Origin of the sequence: Roseixanthobacter psychrophilus (assembly GCF_043195195.1) — a bacterium.
Taxonomy (GTDB): Bacteria; Pseudomonadota; Alphaproteobacteria; order Rhizobiales; family Xanthobacteraceae; genus NCEH01.
The window spans coordinates 16081-34383 of sequence record NZ_JBAFWT010000016.1; the positions used below are offsets into that span (position 1 = coordinate 16081).

The following is an 18303-nucleotide window of genomic DNA, read 5'->3' on the forward strand; positions in this document are numbered from 1 at the left end:
CCGTGGGGATCAGCCCTTGGCCTTGGCGTCGATGGCGATGGCGACGAAGCGCACGCCCTGCTCGCCCTTCACCCGCATCAGCACCGCCTTGCGGTTTTCCGCCTTGGCAGCGGCGAGCCCGTCGCGCACATCCTTGGGGTTGGAGACGGTCTTGCCGCCCACATCCAGGATCACGTCGCCGGAGCGGATGCCGCGCTGGGCGGCCGGGCCATTCGGCTCCACGTCGGTGACCACCACGCCCTCGCCGCCCGCGCCCTTGACGGACTTGGCCGGAGCAAGCTGGAGGCCGAGGCGCGGCACACCGGCGCCGGGGGCCTCGTCGCTCTCGCCCGGACCCTGGAGGCTCGCCTGCTGCTCGTTGGGAAGCTGCTCCAGCGTCACGGCGACATTCATCGGCTTGTTGTCGCGGATCACCGTCAGATCGACGTTGGCGCCCGGCTTCATCATGCCGATCTTGCGGGTGAGGTCGCGGGCATCCTTGACGGTGTCGCCATTGACCTTGGCCACGACGTCACCGCTCTTCAGGCCGGCCTTGGCGCCGGGGGTGCCGGGCTGGACCTGGGCCACAAGGGCGCCTTCGGCCGTGCTCAGGCCAAGGCCGGAGGCGAGGTCGTCGGTCACCGGCTGGATCTGCACGCCGATATAGCCGCGCGCCACCTTGCCGCTGTCGCGCAGCTGGTTCACCACCGCCTTCACGGTTTCGGACGGGATGGCGAAGGCGATGCCGACATTGCCGCCCGACGGCGACACGATGGCGGTGTTCATGCCGATGACTTCGCCGTTGAGGCTGAAGGTCGGGCCGCCGGAATTGCCGCGATTGATCGGCGCGTCGATCTGGATGAAATCGTCATAGGGACCCGAGCCGATATCGCGGCCGCGGGCCGAGACGATGCCGGCGGTTACCGTGCCGCCGAGGCCGAACGGATTGCCGACCGCGATCACCCAATCGCCGACGCGGGGCGCGCCATCGGCGAGCTTCACCCACGGCAGGTCGTTCTTGCCATCGATCTTGAGCAGCGCGACGTCGGTGCGCGGATCGGCACCGATCACCTTGGCTGTGTATTCCTTGCCGTCCGTGGTGGTGACGTCGACTTCGCTCGCGCCGTCCACCACATGGTTGTTGGTCACCACATAGCCGTCGGCGGAAATGATGAAGCCGGAACCCTGGCCGACCACGCGCCGCTCACCCTTATCGCCGCGATCCGCGCGGGGGCGCTGGGGCATCTGGCCCTGGGGACCGCCCTCAAGGCCAAACCGCTTGAGGAAGCGCTCGATCTGCGGCGGCACGTCGTTGCCGAACGGGCCTTCGTCGCCCATGGCCATTTCCTGGGCGGTGACGTCCTTCTTGACCTTCACGGAAACCACCGCGGGCGAAACCTTCTCGACCGTGTCGGCGAAGGAGAACGTGCCGGCGGGCTGGCTGGTGGTGATCTGCGCACTCGCCGGCATGGAATAGGGCGGGACGAACTGGCTGACGACAATGCCGGTCACGGCCAGGCCGAACACCCCGCCGAGCAGGGCGGTGCGGCGGCGACGGATCAGGGTGGACTTGCGGGGGAAGCCGGTCATGGGGCGTTCGTCTCTCTTCTGTCTGCCCCCCGTGGGGCAAGGTCGAGATCGAACATAGGGGGCCGAAACTTACAGCCGGCTGGCGGCTGGGTTACCGATCCGTAAGGCGCGTCACGCCTGCGTGAGGTTCGTTAAGACGGATCAGGCGAAGCCGGCGCCCCCCACGCCTCGACATCGGCGGGCGCGCGCGCCCTGCTTGTCCTGCACAAGGCCGTGGAGCAGCTCAGCTTTCCGCCGCGGGGGATGTCGGCCGCTGCGCGAGAATCTTGCGCACCCGCTCTTCCTCGTCCGGGCTCAACGGCACGAGCTCCGGCGCCGCGCGGCGGCGGCGCTGGACGGCCAGATAGGCGGCAAGCCCCCCCGCCCCGAGGACCAGGAACGGCGCGCCCCAGAGCAGGGCGTTGCGCCAGGAGAAGACCGGCCGCATCAGCACGAACTCGCCGTAGCGCGCTACCAGGAAATCAAGCACCTGGCGGTCGCTGTCGCCGGCCTTCAGCCGGTCGCGCACCAGGATCCGCAGATCCTTGGCGAGCGGGGCGTCGCTGTCGTCGATGGACTGGTTCTGGCAGACCATGCAGCGCAATTCCTTGGAGAGATCGCGCGCCCGCGCCTCCAGGACCGGATCGCTGAGCACCTCGTCCGGCTGCACGGCGAACGCCGGAGCCGAGGCGAAAGCCAGCAGGAGACATGCGAAGAGCGCGCGCAGCATGCCGTTACTCCGCCGCAGCCGGCAACGCGCCGCGCCGGGCGCGCGCGGGCTTGGGCGCACCCACCCGCAGCCGCCGGTCGGCGAGCGAGAGCAGACCGCCGAACGCCATCACGATCGCGCCGAGCCAGATCAGCGTCACGAACGGCTTCCAGGTGGCCCGCATGGACAGGGCGCCGTCCGGGTGCTCCTCACCAATGGAGACATAGAGCTGGCTGAAGCCAAAGGTACGGATGCCCGATTCCGTGGTGGCCATCTGCCGGGCCGCGAACTGGCGCTTGCCGGCTTCCACCGTGCCCTGGGAGATGCCGCCGTCGCGGATTTCGAACACCGCGACACGGGAGGTGAAATTGGGTCCGGCGCGATTTTCGACGCGCGCGAGGGTGAGGTCGCGGGTGCCGATGGTCACCGTTTCGCCGACCCGGACCGAGGCGATCTTCTCCAGGCTCCAGGCGCTCTCGCAGACGATGCCCAACAGGCAGATGCCCACCCCGAGATGGGCGACGGCTGTGCCGAAGGTGGAGCGCGGCAGGCCGGCCAGGCGCCGCACCGCCAGCCGGGCGGAGACGCGACCGAGGCCCGCGCGTTCGGCGATGTCGGTCAAGGCCCCGGCGATGATGAACACCGCAAGGCCGATGGCGACAGGCGCGAGGATCGGCCCGCGCTCCTCGCTGATAGCCGCCGTTGCCGCCGCCGTTACCACGGCCGCCACCACGGCGAAGCCCGCCGCCAGCATGAGCCGTTGGGCGACGCCCAGCAGGTCGCCGCGTTTCCAGGCCAGCAGCGGACCGAATGGCATGGCGAACACCAAGGGCAGCATCAGCCCACCGAAGGTGAGGTTGAAGAAAGGAGGCCCCACGGTGATCTTCGCCCCCGTCAGCGCCTCCAGCGCCAAGGGGTAGAGCGTACCGACGAACACCGAGGCGGTGGCGGCGGTGAGGAACAGATTGTTGAACACCAGCGCGCCCTCGCGCGAGACCGGCGCGAACAGGCCGCCCTGGCGCAGTTCCCCGGCCCGCAGCGCGAATAAGGCAAGGCTGCCGCCGATGAAGATCACCAATATGGCGAGGATGAACACGCCGCGCAGCGGATCGGTGGCGAAGGCATGCACCGAGGTCAGCACGCCCGAACGCACCAGGAAGGTGCCGATCAGCGACAGCGAAAAGGCAAGGATGGCCAGCAGGATGGTCCATACCTTCAAGGCATCGCGCTTTTCCATCACCACGGCGGAATGCAGCAAAGCGGTGGCGGCGAGCCAGGGCATGAGGGAGGCGTTCTCGACCGGATCCCAGAACCACCAGCCGCCCCAGCCCAGCTCGTAATAAGCCCAGTAGGAGCCCATGGCGATGCCGAGCGTGAGGAAGATCCAGGCCGCCAGCGTCCAGGGCCGCACCCAGCGCGCCCAGGCGGCGTCGATCCGCCCCTCGATCAGCGCGGCGATGGCGAAGGCGAAGGCGATGGAGAGCCCGACATAGCCGAGATAGAGCAGCGGCGGATGGATCGCGAGGCCGGGGTCCTGCAGCACCGGGTTCAGATCGCGCCCTTCGCCCGGCGGCGAGAGGATGCGCAGGAACGGGTTGGAAGCGAGCAGGATGAACAGCAGGAAAGCGGTGGCGATGGACGCCTGAACGGCGAGTACGTTTGCCTTCAGCCGATCCGGAAGGTTGCCGCCGAATAGCGCCACCAGCGCCCCGAACACCGCCAGCACCAGCGCCCAGAGCAGCATGGAGCCCTCATGATTGCCCCAGGTGCTGGTGATTTTATAGACCAGCGGCATCTGCGAATGGGAATTCTCGACCACGTTGGCGACCGAGAAATCGGACGTCACATAGAGCGCCACGAGGCAGGCGAAGGCGCCGCCCACGAACACCAGCATCACCAGCGCCACCGGCACCGCCACGCCCATGAGCACCGGATCGCCCTTGGCGGCGCCCCAGGCGGGCACCACCATCTGCACCAGCGCCAGGGCGAGGGCGAGAATGAGCGCGTATTGGCCGACTTCCGCGATCATTGCACGGTGCTCCGCACGGGGGCCGGCGCGGGCGGGCCACCGGGCTCGCCCTCCTTCCAATGCCCCTGCTTCTTCAAGGCGTCCGCGACTTCGCGCGGCATATAGCGTTCGTCGTGCTTGGCGAGCACCGTATCGGCCTTGAAGGAGCCATCGCTCTGAACGATGCCTTCGGCGACCACGCCCTGCCCCTCGCGGAACAGGTCCGGCAGGATGCCGCTGTAGTTCACCAGAACCTGGGCGTTGCCGTCGGTGACGGTAAAGCGCACAGCCGTGCCCTGCTTGTCGACGCTGCCGGCTTCCACAAGGCCGCCCAGGCGCAGGCGCGCGCCCGGCGCCACCTTGTGCTCGGCGATTTCGCTTGGCGAGCGGAAAAACACGATGGTGTCGTTGAGCGCGGTGAGGATCAGCCCGGCGGCAAGCGCCAGCACGCCCAAGGCGGACCCAATCAGAACGAGGCGGCGGCCTTTACGCGTCACGGCGATGTGCTCCCGGAGCCGGCGGCCTGCCGCCGCTCTCGCATGTGTCGGCTAGCATGGGCAGGAACGCGCACATTCTCAATCGCGCGCCTCCGGCCCGATCTTCAATTCCTTGGCAGCGGCGGCAATCCGCGCCTGTGCGGCATCATCGCCGGCAAACGCCGTGCGCGCCGCCGCAAGTGCGGCCTGCGCCTTCTCGCGCTCGCCCAGCACCATACGCGCCCGGGCAAGCCGCAGCCAGCCGTCCAGATCCTTGGGATCGGCGTCGAGGCGCTGCTGCAGGCGATCGACCATGCCCTCAATCATCTGCGCGCGGCCCGCGGCATCGAGCTGCGCTGCGGCCTCGACATCCTGCGCGTTCGGGCCGGGGGGCACGGCTGCGGCACCGGACGCCGGATCCCGGCGCAGCACGGAGACCGGCGGCACGGCGGATGGAGGCGGGGGAACCGGCGCGCCGATCCGCTCCAGGGCGGTCCGCAGCAGGCCGATCCAGGGCGCGTTGGGCGGCGATTCCTGCAACAGCTTGGTCCAGATGGACGCGGCCTCGTCCTTCCGCCCGTCCTGCTCGGCGGCCAAGCCCAGAAAATAGAGGGCGCGGGGCGAGGACGGATCGAGCGCGAGCGCGGCCTGAAAGGCGGCGGCGGCATCTTTCGTGACGACGCCGTTGGCCTGCATCACAAGCGCCTCGCCCAGCGATGCGCGCCGCTCGGAGGTGTCGCCGAGATATTGGATCGCGTGGGCATAGGCGCGCACCGCATCGTCCACCCGGCCGAGCCGCAGATAGACCGGCGCAAGAATTTCATAGCCCTGCCCGTCCCTTGGATTGGCGGCGAGGTGGTCCTCCACCTTGCGAACCAATATGGCGACGTCGGTGCGGTCGGGCGGGGCCGCAAGACGTGCGGCGAGCGGCGCGCCGGGAAGCTCGGGGGTGCCGAGCGTGGCATAGAGCACGATCGCCGCAAGCGGAACGCCGACCAGCGCGATGCAGGCGGCAACGCGTCGACGGATGCGGGCGCGCGGCAATGCCCGATCCTCGGCCGCCCCCGGCTCCGCGCCCTCGATCGCGCCCGGCGCTGAATCCGCAACCGCCAGCATGCGCCGCGACAGTTCGATGCGCGCCGCTTCCGCCTGGTCGAGCGGCAGCCGGCCGGCTGCCTGATCGCGCTCCAGCTCGGCGAGCTGATCACGGTAAACTGCAAGGTCGGCGGCGTTTTCATCCCTGAGCGCCCGACGCCGGCCGAGCGGCCACAGTACGGCCATCACCGCCAGGGCGGTCATGAGGGCAAATGCGACGAACAAAGACGCGGGCATCATCGTGCCGCGTTAGCTGAGTACGGCGCCAATGCAAAGGCTGCTTTCCGTCGCGGCGTCGCCGCGCCGCAGGCCACAACATCCCCATATTCAGCCGGCAGACGTCGCCGCACAGGCCCGCTTCTGGTAAGGGAAGGGCGTTGCTTATTCCTGCCCGCAGGGGCCGCATGGAGGGAAACACCATGGGACTGTTCGATTCGCTCGGCGCGCTCGGCCAAGGGGGTGGCGGCTTGTTCGGCGGCCTGCTGAATTCCGTCCTCAGCGGCGGCCTCGGCCAGAATCTGCCGGCGATGCTCAATTCGGCACTGGCCGGCACGCCCTACGGCAATCTCGACGGATTGCTGGAGCAGCTTAAGTCGGCCGGCCTTGGCGAGCAGGTCACCTCCTGGCTCTCCAACGGCGAGAATTTGCCGATCAGCGCCGCCGACCTGACCAATGCGCTCGACATGCCGATCCTTGCGGAAATGGCCGGTCGCCTCGGCCTGCCGGCGGACATGCTGCCCAACCTCATGGCGCAATATCTGCCCAGCCTGATCGACAAGCTGAGCCCGAATGGCGCGCTGGAGACGCCGCCGCCGGTCTGAGACGCTACGAGGCAACGGACGCCCACGCGCCGCCTTCGCGGGAGATGCAGGCGATGCCCCGCGCCGCCTGCGGCTTGCCCTGAACATAAATGGTATGGGAATAGTCGCGGCACTTGAGATAGCCGGGCCGTGAATAGGCCGGGCCGGCGATGACCGTGCCATAGGCGCCGCTGTCGCCGCGCCAGCCCACCGGCGAGCCCGGCCCACCATTGTCGAGGGCATTCATCTCGGCGGCATGGGCGCGCTGCCGGTCCTGCTCGTCCAACCCGCGCCCCAGCGGCCCGGCGACCAGCCCGCCCGCTCCGCTGGCATCGCCTGAGCTTCCATCCAGCGACGGCAGCGCGAGCGCGGTCGCCGCCGGACCGCCCGTTCCGCCGCTGCTGGCACAAGCAGACAGAAACAGAGCTGCACCCAGGACGGCACTCAGCTTGGCGACCGCCATCCTCATTCGCACGCCCATGAAATCCTCGCCTCCGCGCAACCCGACGCCGCGACCGCGGCAGGCAGGACAGCCCATGCCAACGATTTAGGCAAAAGGGAGATTTTGGCAAGCGAGGCGGTGCCGCACCCCGGCGCTGCACCGCCGAGGGCCCGGTCGGTTTTCGGCGCCCGAAGCGCGGAGGTCGATGTCCACCGCGCCGACATTACAGCGCCGGCAGGATCAGTTCCACCCGCAGCCCGCCGATCGGCGCGGTGCCAAGCTCCAGCCGCCCGCCGTAGAGCGCCGCCAATTCCTGCACGATGGACAGCCCGAGGCCCGAGCCCGGCTTGGATTCGTCGAGCCGTCGGCCGCGCCGGCCGACCTCCGCGCGTTTTGCCGGCGTCAGGCCGGGACCATCGTCGTCGATCGCGAAATGCACATAGGCGCGGTCGCCGGGCACGGACGGCGGCACCAGGAACATCTCCACCTCCACCCGGCTCATGGCCCATTTGCAGGCATTGTCCACGAGATTTCCGAGCATCTCCTCCACATCCTGCCGTTCGCCCCTGAACCGCGCATCGTCCGCGAGCCGCAGGTCGATGGACAGGTCCTTCGCGCGGTGGGTCTTTTCCATGGTGCGGGCGAGCGAGACCAGGATCGGCCGCAGATCGCAGGTGGTGGTCGGCAGGGAGACCCGGGCCGCCATGCGGGCGCGCTGGAGATGATGGGAAATCTGGTCGTTCATCATGCCGGCCTGGTCGCGCACCCGGGCGGCCAGCGGATCGTCGCGGTTGCTGGCCTCGTTCATCAGCACCGACAGCGGCGTCTTCAGGGCGTGGGCAAGGTTGCCCACGTGGGTGCGCGCACGCTCCACCACTTCCTTGTTCGCGTCGATCAGCGCATTCACCTCCCGCACCAGGGGGGCAACCTCCTCGGGGTAGCTGCCCTCCAGGCGCTCGGTGGCGCCCGAGCGCACCGCCGCCAGCGCCCTGGACAGGCGCGCGAGGGGCCGCAGGCCGAAGCGCACCTGGAAGGCCACGATCAGCAGGAAGGCAAGGCCGAGAATGCCGAACGTCCCGAACAGCGCCATGTTGAAGCGCGCGCTCTCCTCGTCGATCTCGGCCGCGTCGCCGGCCACGGAAACGATAAAGCGCCCCTCTTCTCCAAGGTCAAACACCCGCTCGACCACCCGCAGGCGCTGCCCCTCGGGACCCGGCAGATAGCCCTCCTGGAGGCCCTCGCGCGTGACCGCTGGGTCGGTCCCGTGGAGCGAGGGGAGCACGGCCTCCACCAAGGAACGCGATGTGAGCAGGCGCTGCCCGCCCCGGTCCACCCGCGCCACCTGCCAGTACCAGCCCGAAAGCGGGAACAGGAACAGCGGATCGCCCAGCACCTGGGGCGCTGGAGTGCCGTCCTTTGCGGAGGTGGGGCCGCTGGCGATCTCCGCCACGATGGTCTTGAGATAGATGTCCAGCCGCCGGTCGAACGCCCGCTCCGTGCTGCCGCGATAGAGCGAGGACAGCACGAAGCCGACGATCAGCAGCACCGCCGCCGTCACCACCACGGCCGACAGGAACAGGCGGAAGGCGAGCGATCCGCCCGTGCGCCCCAGGATCATGGTTCCGGATGGATTATCCACCGCGTGCCGCGCCCCGCCTCATTGCGGTGCGTCGGGCGCCGCGAGCAAATAGCCGAGCCCGCGCACGGTCTGGATGAGATCGCAGTCGATCTTTTTGCGCAGGCGCCCGACGAACACCTCGATGGTATTGGAATCGCGGTCAAAATCCTGGTCGTAAAGATGCTCGACCAGCTCCGCGCGGGAGACCACGCGTCCTGCGTGATGCATCAGATAGGACAGCAACCGGTATTCATGGCTGGTCAGCTTGACCGCATGGCCCGAAACCGTCACCCGGCCCGAGCGGGTATCGAGGCGGACAGGCCCGCACACCAGCTCGCTGCTGGCGTGTCCCGTGGAGCGCCGCAGCAGGGCGCGGATGCGGGCCAGCACCTCCTCCATGTGGAACGGCTTGGCCACATAATCGTCGGCGCCGGCATCGAAGCCCTGCACCTTGTCACTCCATCGGTCGCGCGCCGTGAGAATCAGCACCGGCATGGTGCGCTGGCCGCGCCGCCAGGCTTCCAGCACCGAGATTCCATCGAGCTTGGGCAGGCCGATGTCCAGCACCACCGCATCATAGGGCTGGGTCTCACCGAGATGCAGGCCTTCCTCGCCGTCGAAGGCGGTATCCACCGCATAGCCGGCTCCGCCCAGGGCCGTCGCCAACTGGCGATTGAGGTCGAGATCGTCTTCGATAACCAGCAGCCGCACGCCACAACCCTTCTTCCACCCCCGCTGCACCATGCCAGAGCCCGCAGGCATTGTCAGTCATACGGTCACAAAACGTCAGTGCCAGCCGCACAGCGCCTTGCCGGCGGCATTATGGGCCTTTGCCTGCCGGATCGTCGCGTCCGTGTCGGCCTGCGACCAAGTGATCGGCGCGGCGGCGGCGCAGAACACCCTAGTCTCGCCGCCACCCGTCGTCGTCGCGCAGCCGCTCAGCAACGCCGTCGCGCCGCAAAGCAGCAGCCCGCGCGTCGCGCGCCCGCTCGATTGCCGTCTGTGCATCGCGTTCTCCCTTGGCTTCACGAGCCGCCCAGCCCTGTTGGGCGCCGCGGCGCCCGATGAGGATGGCGGCGGCGGCGAGCCCCACCGTCACCGCCGCCCGCAGCCCCGCGAGGCGCGCCACCGCCAGCACCGCCACGAGGGCGGGAATGGCCAGCACCCACCAGGGTAATTGGTAGGCGATCCAATCCAATAGCCCGCTCATGGCCGCCCGCCCGGCCCGCTCGCCGCACTGAGATCGAGCGCTACCGCCTGGCGGGAGCGCGCGCGCTCCGCCCACCATACGGCGCCGATGCCGGCGCAGGTGAGCACCAGACCGGCAAGGGTGAGGACGGTGAACACGAAGGAGAGGGTCGCCGAGCCGCTCGCCAACGGCGCCACCTGGCGCGCCGCCTCGGCCACCGCCGAAGCCATGAGCCCGCCCGCCGCCGCGCCGGCGCCGGCCTGCGCCCCGGGCAGCGCCGCCGCGCTCGATGCCGGGGCCTTGGCGCCGGCCGGTGCCGCATGGGCGGGAAGCACCGGCATTTGCGCCAGGGGATCGGCTTGCGTGCCGTGCGCCCAGGCCCGTCCGGCCCGGCGCACGTCGGCGACCCGGCGCGTCCAGCCGGTGCCGAACACCTTGAACGTTCCAAGGCTGCGCAACATGGCAAGCCGGCGGTCGCAGATGCGATCCACCAGGGCGGCGCGATCCGCGCATGCCGCGGCTGCCGTCAGGGTCACCGCGCCGACGGCGCCGTCCGCCGGCACACCAAGCGCCCGTTGCAGCCATTTCAGCGATTGGGCCGGCCCGGAATTCACCGCGCCGTCGAACACCACATAATCGATGCCGGCGGGCAGTTCGTCGGCGCGCACCGCGTCCCAATACTGGCGCCGGTAGATCGTGATCAGTTCATGCTGTTCGATCAGGCGCACCGGACGCGGCGACGCGCCGCCGGACGCGCGATAGGCGTCGTACACGCGCTGGATGATGCCCTTCATGGTGGGGCCGCCGGGATCGGCGGGATGGTCGCTATAGCCGCCCTCATGGACGAGCACGCGCGCCAAGGCGGCATCGAAGCTTGAGGCTACCATGCAAATTTCCTCGTGTGTCTGAGCGTTGGGTTCTGCCGTCCGGCCTTGCGGGCAGGCGGCGGCACGAAAAATCGGCGCCGATCTCACAGCTTCCCCACCTCTCCCTCACGGGGAGAGGTGGGCCGCGCAGCGGGCGAGTGAGGGGGTGCCGGCATCGGGAAATCGCTCTCGGCCCCCTCACCCCAACCCTCTCCCCCACGGGGAGAGGTCGACCGCGCAGCGGGCGGGTGAGGGGGGCGTCGAGAATCCGTTTCTTGCCCCTCTCCCCGGCGGAAGCGGGGAACGTGTGGGGACACGTGGCGGCAGTTTTAGTCGGGCGGCGAAGAGGCAAGCGGCGACCATTCCGCTTCCAGCACGATGCGCGTCGCGCACGCCGCCAGGAGCGTCCGGTGCATGACGTGCGCCGGATCCTCAAGCACGTTCGTCGGCAGGGCGAAGGTGACACCATCGGCCAGGGCGATCGGAACCAGTGCGGCCCCTGGCGCCGTGGGACCGCGCACCTGATCGGCGATGTCGCGGGGGAAGACGATATGCAGGGCGCTCATGTCGAGGCTCCAACGCCGATGAGATACGTCCGCAGGGCGCCATGGAGCGCGATATGCTCCGCCGCCGTGAGAGAGGCCCCAGCGAACGCGGCACTGATCTGGCCGGGGTAATAGGACAATGCGCGGAGCAACCAGAGCGCCGTCGACATGCTGCTTGAGGGGAATGCGTCGGAGGCGGCGACATTGCCGTTGCGATACATCTGCCGTGCGGTCGCGCCGGACCTGTTGCCCGCCGTCAATCCGATCGAGGACGGGGCCGCGCCAACCAAGGTGCCGCCATCATGCACCCGGATGTTGGCCTGATCGGCAGGCGAGCGCGGAGAGACAACGGTCGTGGAGTCCCCTTGCCCCAGGGCGCGGGCGCTGGATGGAGTCTCGCTCGAAACCCACACACCGTAGGCCGCCGAATTGAGGCTCGTCCGAGCAAAATCCAGGCTGGGATCGGCATTGGTGTCGAGATAACTTGTCGTGCCGTTGCCGGTGAAGCCACGGTCCATGGTGAAAGCCGGCGAATTCACCGCCGTCAGGTCGAAGCGATACAGCGTCTGCACCTGCGCGGCGGCCGCGCCCGACGTCGGGATGAAATTTCCCGGCACATCCATCCGCACGAGTTGGGGCGCGGCGACCCGCAAGGTGAAATCCACCGCCGTTCCACTTGCGCCGAACGTCATGCGTAGGCGCGGGGCGATCTGGGCGGCGGTGGCGCTCGCAACCATGGTGAGCTGTTGCCGTGCCAGGGTCACGGTGAGCCCGCCGAAAATGTTGGGGCCGCTGGCATTGTCCACCGTCGTGGTACCGTCTGCGGCAACCGTCAGCAGGTTGACCGCGCCTTGCGTGGTGCCGAAACTCCCCGCCGTGAGGGCAAAAGAGACGCCGTGCGTATAGCGGCCGCCACCGACCGCTGGCGTTGCCGATGTCGGAGCCCATGAAAACGCGATCACCACCCCTGACTGTGCGAGCGTGCCGGCAAGCCGCATATCCACATAGGGCAGGCCGCCCATGGTCCCGACACCGACGATGGAGCGGGTGAGGCCGGAGGAACCCATGGAGGTGTTCCAGCCGGTCGGGGCCGTGTTCGCCGCCACATCCGCCCCCTGCATGGTGCTGTTTGGGATGAGGTTGGTGACCGTCCCCGTCCACGGGACGAGATTGAGCCGCGCCGCCTGGGCGTCATGGGCGGCGAGGATATAGAAAGCATCGAGCTTGGTCCAAATGCCTGCTGCCAGCAGGGTCTGGACCAACCCATCCAGTTGCGCCTTTCGGGCAGCGGCCGGCGGAACGCTCATGCGCGCCAGCAGCGCGGCGGTCTCCACGGCGAGCGGGCGGCCGCGCTGGCGATACAGCGCGGCACTGGGGAGGGAGGAGCCGATGCGCATCAGCGGTCCGCCAGCCCATAGACCACGACGCCGGCCGTGGTGCCGGTGCTCCACACGCGGCGGATCTGAACCGGCGGCAGCGGCTGGAGGCCGCTCAGGGCGCGCAACTCCACGGTGTCGGCATCGCTCGCCGCGCCCACCGCCGTGACGCGCACCGTGGCGAGGCCGCCCGCGACATCTGGCGGCACATAGAGCCACAGGCTCTTGGCATAGGGATCGAGATCGGCGGTGTCGGAAGGCGCCAGCACCCGCAGCACGCGGGCCGGCGAGGAGGCGGAGGCGGCAAGGCCGCGCACGGGATCGCGGGCGGAATCATAGGGCATGGTCGCTTGCTTTCGTTGGGAGGAAGGATCAGGCCGAAGGGCCGGGACACGTCAGCAGGTGCAGGGCCAAGCGCACGCTGCCGCCGGTGAAGGCGCCGCCATTGGCGCTGATGCGCAGGGCGGTCGGGGCATAGAAGGCGGTCGGCCCGATCACCCCGCCATTGGTGGAACCGGCGGCGATGCCGAGGGAGCCGCCGAATTTCGCCCGCTCGGCGGCAAGGCCCACGTCGTAGGATGTGGCGCCGGTGATGGCGGCCAGCGTGCGGCTGGTGACGCCGAGCACGATGGCACGGTCGGGAATGACCATGTTCGTATCGACGCTCGCCCCGAGGAGGCTGCACTCTTCTTCCAGCACCCGCGCCTGGATCGCCGCGCCGTGCGGGCTGACCGCGAGCACGCTGCCGGCGCCAGCCAGGGGCGCGTGCCACAGGCTGCCGCCGAACATCAAAAGCGCGCCCTGATCGGCCACATAGGCCAGGAACCCGGCGCGGCAGGGCAGATAATCCCAGGCGCTGGCATCATAGCTGGCGATGGTGCCGGGCTTGTCGCTCCAGATGCCGGTGGCGCCCGCCGGCACGAACCAGCATTGCCCGTCGGAGGGGGCACCCGGCGGGGCGGTTTCGCTGACGCTCTGGAGCACCAATTGAACCAGCGCATCGAGCGCCCGCAGGGCGGCATTATGGGTGACATGCTTCTGCGCCTGCGCCGCCGCGATATAAGGCAGCGCAAGGCGCACGGACAGGTCGGAGGACATGGGATCTCCTTGGGGTGGGAAAGGGCGAAGGGGAGCGGCGACACCCGTGGCGAGACCGGGGACAAGGCGAAAGCCCCCTCCCCGCCCCTCCCCCGCACACGGAGAGGTCGCCACGTCCGCGCCACCAGATCCCCTCTCCCCGACGGGGAGAGGGTTGCGGTGAGGGGCTGGGCCCGGCGCCAAGCGTCCGGACGCGGGACGTCAACGGCTCACACGGCAAGCGTCGCCTGGGCGAACGCCCCGGCGCCGAGGACCGCCGAAAGCTGGGCGACGCGGAAGGTCAGCGCGGTTTGCGGCGCGCCGAAATCCGCAAGTTCTTCACTGGCGCCATAGGTGAAGGCAGGGGCGCCGACCTCCACCGCGCGGACGACAGCCGCACCCGAGAGGATCTCCAGCCGATAGGCCTCCACCGCCTCGCCGAGCGGCACGTCCACGGCCTCCCAGCCGTCGCCGTCGCTGCGCGTGCGGCGGACCCAGGCGAGCGCGATATGATCCCCGACCCGCCGCGCCGACAGATGCACCGGCGCATAAGGCTTCAGCGCCGCCCCGCCCACCTGCCCCGTCACCTCGGTCACGAAGGCGTCGCCATGGTCCCGGTCGGCCCGCCCGACGCGATAGACATAGGTTCGGCCATAGGCGGAAACCCCGCTGGCCACCGTCGCAACATTGCCATCCAACAGCACGAAACGGGTGCCGGAGGGCCAAGGCGCGGCGCCCGAGGCCTCGGTGCCCGCCTGCCCGCGCAACAGGCCGGAGAGGGCGAACAGGCTGCTTTCCAGCAGTTCCGCCTGGGTGAATTGCAAGATCTCCGGCGCCCGCCCCTCGGCCAGCAGGGCCAGGGCGTTGGCCCCCTCCAGCACCTGCCCTTCGCTTGCGCCGAGCAGCAGCCCGCCATCGAGCCGCACCCGCAGTACGGTCGAGCGATCGAAGCGCCAGCACGGACCGGGGGGGAGATCGTCCAGCGTCTCGCCCGCCGTGCAGGGCGCGCTGAAGGCAGCAATCGCCTCGAAGCTCGCCCCGTCGGTGGAGCGCCACACCGCAAGCGTCCCCGGCCAGGGCGCGGCGGATGCGGCGAGCCATTGCAGCGACACCGGATCGGCCGCCGTCACCCATGGCAGATCGAGCACCTGCACGGCCGGCGGCCCATAGGCCTGCGGCAGGCTCACGCTGCCGCTGGCCGCGCTTTGCAGGGGCGTGTCGAACACCTCCGGCTCGATCGAGCGGGCGGTGACGGTGCGCGCTTCCGCATCCTCGATGCGGGTGATTTCCAGAAGCCAGGTGCGCGCGCCGCCGACGATCTCCACCACATCGCCGGGCGCGAGCGCGATGCGCGACGGCGGCAAGGTGAAGGTGGCGCTCTCGCGCCCGGCCCACAGATCCTGCAGCCAGATGTCGGCGGCGCGCACCATCACGGCGTCGGAGGCGACGACGGCAATCTCGGTCTGCGCCACATGGCGGCTGGCGCCCACCAGCCGGCGCGAGCTGACGCTGGCGGTGCGATAATCGGACCCCGCATCGATGAAGCTGAGACCCACCTCAAGGGGCAGTTCGCTTTCCTGGGCGCGCACCAGGGAGAGGGTCGCGCCCTCCTCCCCCGGCACCAGATCGCCGACATCGATGCGCGCCGCCACCGCCCCGCCGCGCGGGCGAAAGGCAAGCGTGCCGCCCTCTTCGCGCGCCTCGAAGCCGAAAGCCCGCGCCAGCGGCTCCAAGGCGCTGCGCGCCGACATGGGCCGGTCGACGATGAAGCCGCTCACCACGCCGAGCACGCCCGTTGCGGAGACCGCCTCCACCCCATGGTCGGCGCAGACTTCCGCGATGACGGAGGCGAGCGGCGCGGCGCCGAGGCGGCCGGTGAGCCAGTGGCCGGTCTCCCAATTGACGCCATCCGCCCACACGTCGCGGGCCAGCGGGAATTGCGGATAGGGCCGCGCATCCCAGGTCCACAGGAACAGGCCGCCCTCCTCCACCATGCGCCCGCCATAGGCCGGGGCGGGGGGATTGTCGGCCGCGCTTGCGCCGGCGGCAGGATCGAAGGCGCCGAGCACGGCTTCCAGCGTGCGGCGCTGCATGAGGTCGTCGCGCGCGCCGTTGGAGAAGGGCGGCAAGCCGCCCTCCACCGACTTCGCATCGGGAAAGCTGCTCGGGCGATTGGCGCCCTTGTCCACGGCGGGACAGCCGATTTCGGTCAGGCGGAACGGCTTCGAGCCCGGCACCCATTCGGTCGATGCCGCGGCGCGAACGCCGCCGGGGCGTTCATGATGGGCATTGGCCCAGAACGACCAGAGGTCCTTCTGGCGATAGATCCAGGGCTCGCCATAGGCGCCGTCGGTGATGGGCGTGCGCGCCTGCGCGGCGCGGGCGGCGGCATCGGCATAATACCAGTCGAACGCTTCGCCGCGCCTGACATTGGCGGCGAGATAGGCCAGATCATAGGGCCCGTCGGCCAGCGCCGCGTCGAGATGGGCGCGGCCGTCGCGCCAGTCCGCCAGCGGGGGATAATAATCGATGCCCACGAAGTCCACGTCGGGCGAGGCCCACAGCGTATCCAGGGGAAAGCGCACCTCGCCGCCCTCGAAGGTCTGCGCGCCGTATTCGGTCCAGTCGGCGCCGTAGGAGACCTTGGTGTCGGCCCCGAGCATGGCCTTCACGTCCTGCGCCAGGGTGCGCAGCGCGCGCGCCGCCGGAGAGCCCCCCGCCGCCCCGCGCACGCGGGTCAGCGCGGCCAATTCCGAGCCGATGAGAAAGCTCTCCACGCCCCCCGCCATCTGCGCCAGAAAGGCATAATGCAGCACCATGCGGCGCAGGCTCCATTCGGCCGGGCCGCCATAGAGCACGCCGCCGAAATAATTGGAGAAATGGGACGGCTGCGCCTGCCCGAACAGGGCCGTGACCTGCGCCCCCGCGTCCGAGGTGCCATCGGGCGAGCCGGGCCGCCCGGGCGCGGGATCGCAGGTGATGCGCCCGCGCCAGGGATAGGCCGGCTGGGACGCATCCCCGGTCCATGGATCGGGCCGCCCGTTGCCGGGCGCGATGTCCATCATGACGAACGGGTTCAGCGTCACCTTCAGCCCGCGCGCGGTCAGCGCCTGGATCGCCGCGATCACGCTGGCGTCGGCGGGTGTGCCGCCATAGGCCGGGCGGCCGTCATGGCCGCTGACGATGGGGGCGAGCAGGCGCGGCATCCAGCCCACCGTCCAGGCGTAGGGAATGGTGTCCTTCACCGCGCGCTCCACCTTGGGACGCACGGTACAGACGCCGGCCCGCAGATCGTCGCCGAACCAGGTGACGACGAGGGACACCCGTTCAAGGTTCGGGCACGCCGCCTGGAGCTGGTCCAGCGACGCCTCGAAATCGCTCTCGGCGCCGGTCACGTGGCGGTTCTCCGCGCCATAGGCGCCGCGCCCGAGCACCCGCTGCACCTGCTGCGGCGCATAGCCGAATTCGGTGGCGCCGGGGATCAGGGTAATCGCCTTCACCAGCGGTTCGAGACGCCCCACGGCGCGCTCCACCTCCACCGTGATCTGCGGCACCCGATTGCCGAATTTCGCCAGCGGCAGGCGCTCGAACACGAGATAGGCGAGGCCGCGATAGGCCGGCGTGTTGCCGGCGCCTTGCTTGGCCTCGATCCAGGGATCGGGCGGCTGATCGGCTGAGCCGCGATAGGTGCGCAGCGTCAGGCCGGAGGTGTCGAGCGGCTTGCCGTCGGCCCAGATTCGGCCGATGCGGGTCACCTCCCCCTCGCACAGGCCGAGGGCGAAATTGGCGAAGTAGGAATAGGAAATGGTGGTGGTGGTCACCTTCTGGCTGCGGCTGGATTTGCCGCCGCTCGACTGCGCCTGCGAGGAGACGACCTCCTCCAGGCTGGTCGCCCAGATCACCTGTCCGGCGAGCCGCACGCGGCCATAGATGCGCGGCACCGGCGCGCCGGCGCTGGAGGTCATCACATCGAGGTCGGAGAGGCGCGCGCCCTGCACCACATTGGAGCGGCTGCCGCCCAGCAGCGCGCCGTCCACCATCGATCCGCCGAGGGCGCCCAGCGCCCGCCCGGCGACCGCGCCGAGCGGCCCGAAAAACGCCCCGCCCACAAGCGAGCCGGCCGCGCCGAGAAGCAGCGTCGCCATTGAAGATCTCCGATTGCTAAAGGGGTGGTGAGAAGGGGCGCGGAAAGGGGGATGCTCCGACCCCATCGCATGCCTCACCTCTCCCCCACGGGGAGAGGTCGACCCCTCTGCGGGCGGGTGAGGGGGGCGGGCTTCCGAATGCTTTTGCCCCCTCACCCCAACCCTCTCCCCGTCGGGGAGAGGGGGCAGGCCGGTGCTTACGGCGAAGATGTCTCCTCCGTCATCCCATAGTCCCCCTCTCCCCGACGGGGAGAGGGTTGGGGTGAGGGGGAAAAGCTGCACCTCCTGCAAACGCATCGCGCCCGCAGAAAGAGCTTGCCCAGCAATGGCAAAATCGGAGCGCAGAGCCGGGATCGGGCACAAAACCTGATACGTCAGAATTGCTTTTGCCGGCCCCCTCACCTCAGCC

At 69.6% G+C, this 18303-nt stretch carries 16 protein-coding genes; 1 reads left to right on the forward strand and 15 read right to left on the reverse strand.

The window, feature by feature from the left end; genetic code table 11:
- Positions 1-9: 9 nt before the first annotated feature.
- From V5F77_RS15130 to ccmI, 5 genes are all read right to left on the reverse strand, one after another.
- Entirely contained in the window at positions 10-1569 is a 1560-nt protein-coding gene (locus V5F77_RS15130) for a Do family serine endopeptidase (protein ID WP_429006189.1), read from the reverse strand.
- A gap of 223 nt (positions 1570-1792) precedes the next feature.
- A complete protein-coding gene (locus V5F77_RS15135) occupies positions 1793-2278 on the reverse strand; it encodes a cytochrome c-type biogenesis protein (protein WP_429006190.1) in 486 nt (161 codons plus the stop codon).
- A gap of 4 nt (positions 2279-2282) precedes the next feature.
- Entirely contained in the window at positions 2283-4286 is a 2004-nt protein-coding gene (locus V5F77_RS15140; RefSeq protein ID WP_429006191.1) for a heme lyase CcmF/NrfE family subunit, read from the reverse strand.
- Positions 4283-4762 (reverse strand): cytochrome c maturation protein CcmE, encoded by a 480-nt coding sequence (ccmE, locus tag V5F77_RS15145; protein WP_429006192.1) that lies wholly within the window; start codon positions 4760-4762, stop codon positions 4283-4285. Before ccmE ends, V5F77_RS15140 begins: the two co-directional genes overlap by 4 nt.
- A gap of 78 nt (positions 4763-4840) precedes the next feature.
- Positions 4841-6076, reverse strand: coding sequence for a c-type cytochrome biogenesis protein CcmI (gene ccmI / locus V5F77_RS15150; protein WP_429006193.1), 1236 nt, complete (start codon positions 6074-6076; stop codon positions 4841-4843).
- 179 nt (positions 6077-6255) lie between these two features.
- Between ccmI and V5F77_RS15155 the strand changes: the two genes are divergently transcribed.
- Positions 6256-6657: a YidB family protein gene (locus V5F77_RS15155; protein ID WP_429006194.1), complete on the forward strand. Its 402-nt coding sequence runs from the start codon at positions 6256-6258 to the stop codon at positions 6655-6657.
- Between the two features lie 4 nt (positions 6658-6661).
- Here V5F77_RS15155 and V5F77_RS15160 read toward each other — a convergent pair whose 3' ends face one another.
- From V5F77_RS15160 to V5F77_RS15205, 10 genes are all read right to left on the reverse strand, one after another.
- Positions 6662-7117: a hypothetical protein gene (locus V5F77_RS15160; protein ID WP_429006195.1), complete on the reverse strand. Its 456-nt coding sequence runs from the start codon at positions 7115-7117 to the stop codon at positions 6662-6664.
- A gap of 184 nt (positions 7118-7301) precedes the next feature.
- Complete coding sequence (locus V5F77_RS15165; protein ID WP_429006196.1) at positions 7302-8696, reverse strand: ATP-binding protein; 1395 nt, start codon at positions 8694-8696, stop codon at positions 7302-7304.
- Positions 8697-8735: 39 nt separating this feature from the next.
- Positions 8736-9407, reverse strand: coding sequence for a response regulator transcription factor (locus V5F77_RS15170; RefSeq protein WP_429006197.1), 672 nt, complete (start codon positions 9405-9407; stop codon positions 8736-8738).
- A 190-nt stretch (positions 9408-9597) separates the two neighbouring features.
- Positions 9598-9906, reverse strand: coding sequence for a hypothetical protein (locus V5F77_RS15175; protein ID WP_429006198.1), 309 nt, complete (start codon positions 9904-9906; stop codon positions 9598-9600).
- The gene (locus V5F77_RS15180) at positions 9903-10772 is read right to left on the reverse strand and encodes a glycosyl hydrolase 108 family protein (RefSeq protein WP_429006199.1); all 870 of its coding nucleotides are present in this window, start codon (positions 10770-10772) and stop codon (positions 9903-9905) included. Before V5F77_RS15180 ends, V5F77_RS15175 begins: the two co-directional genes overlap by 4 nt.
- A gap of 308 nt (positions 10773-11080) precedes the next feature.
- A complete protein-coding gene (locus V5F77_RS15185; RefSeq protein WP_429006200.1) occupies positions 11081-11317 on the reverse strand; it encodes a hypothetical protein in 237 nt (78 codons plus the stop codon).
- Positions 11314-12693, reverse strand: a complete 1380-nt coding sequence (locus V5F77_RS15190; protein ID WP_429006201.1) for a hypothetical protein — start codon at positions 12691-12693, stop codon at positions 11314-11316. The genes V5F77_RS15185 and V5F77_RS15190 overlap by 4 nt, the downstream gene beginning before the upstream one ends.
- The gene (locus tag V5F77_RS15195; RefSeq protein ID WP_429006202.1) at positions 12693-13016 is read right to left on the reverse strand and encodes a spike base protein, RCAP_Rcc01079 family; all 324 of its coding nucleotides are present in this window, start codon (positions 13014-13016) and stop codon (positions 12693-12695) included. Before V5F77_RS15195 ends, V5F77_RS15190 begins: the two co-directional genes overlap by 1 nt.
- 28 nt (positions 13017-13044) lie before the next feature.
- The gene (locus tag V5F77_RS15200; protein WP_429006203.1) at positions 13045-13770 is read right to left on the reverse strand and encodes a DUF2793 domain-containing protein; all 726 of its coding nucleotides are present in this window, start codon (positions 13768-13770) and stop codon (positions 13045-13047) included.
- Positions 13771-13979: 209 nt separating this feature from the next.
- Positions 13980-17894, reverse strand: coding sequence for a baseplate multidomain protein megatron (locus V5F77_RS15205; RefSeq protein WP_429006204.1), 3915 nt, complete (start codon positions 17892-17894; stop codon positions 13980-13982).
- Between the last annotated feature and the right edge of the window lie 409 nt (positions 17895-18303).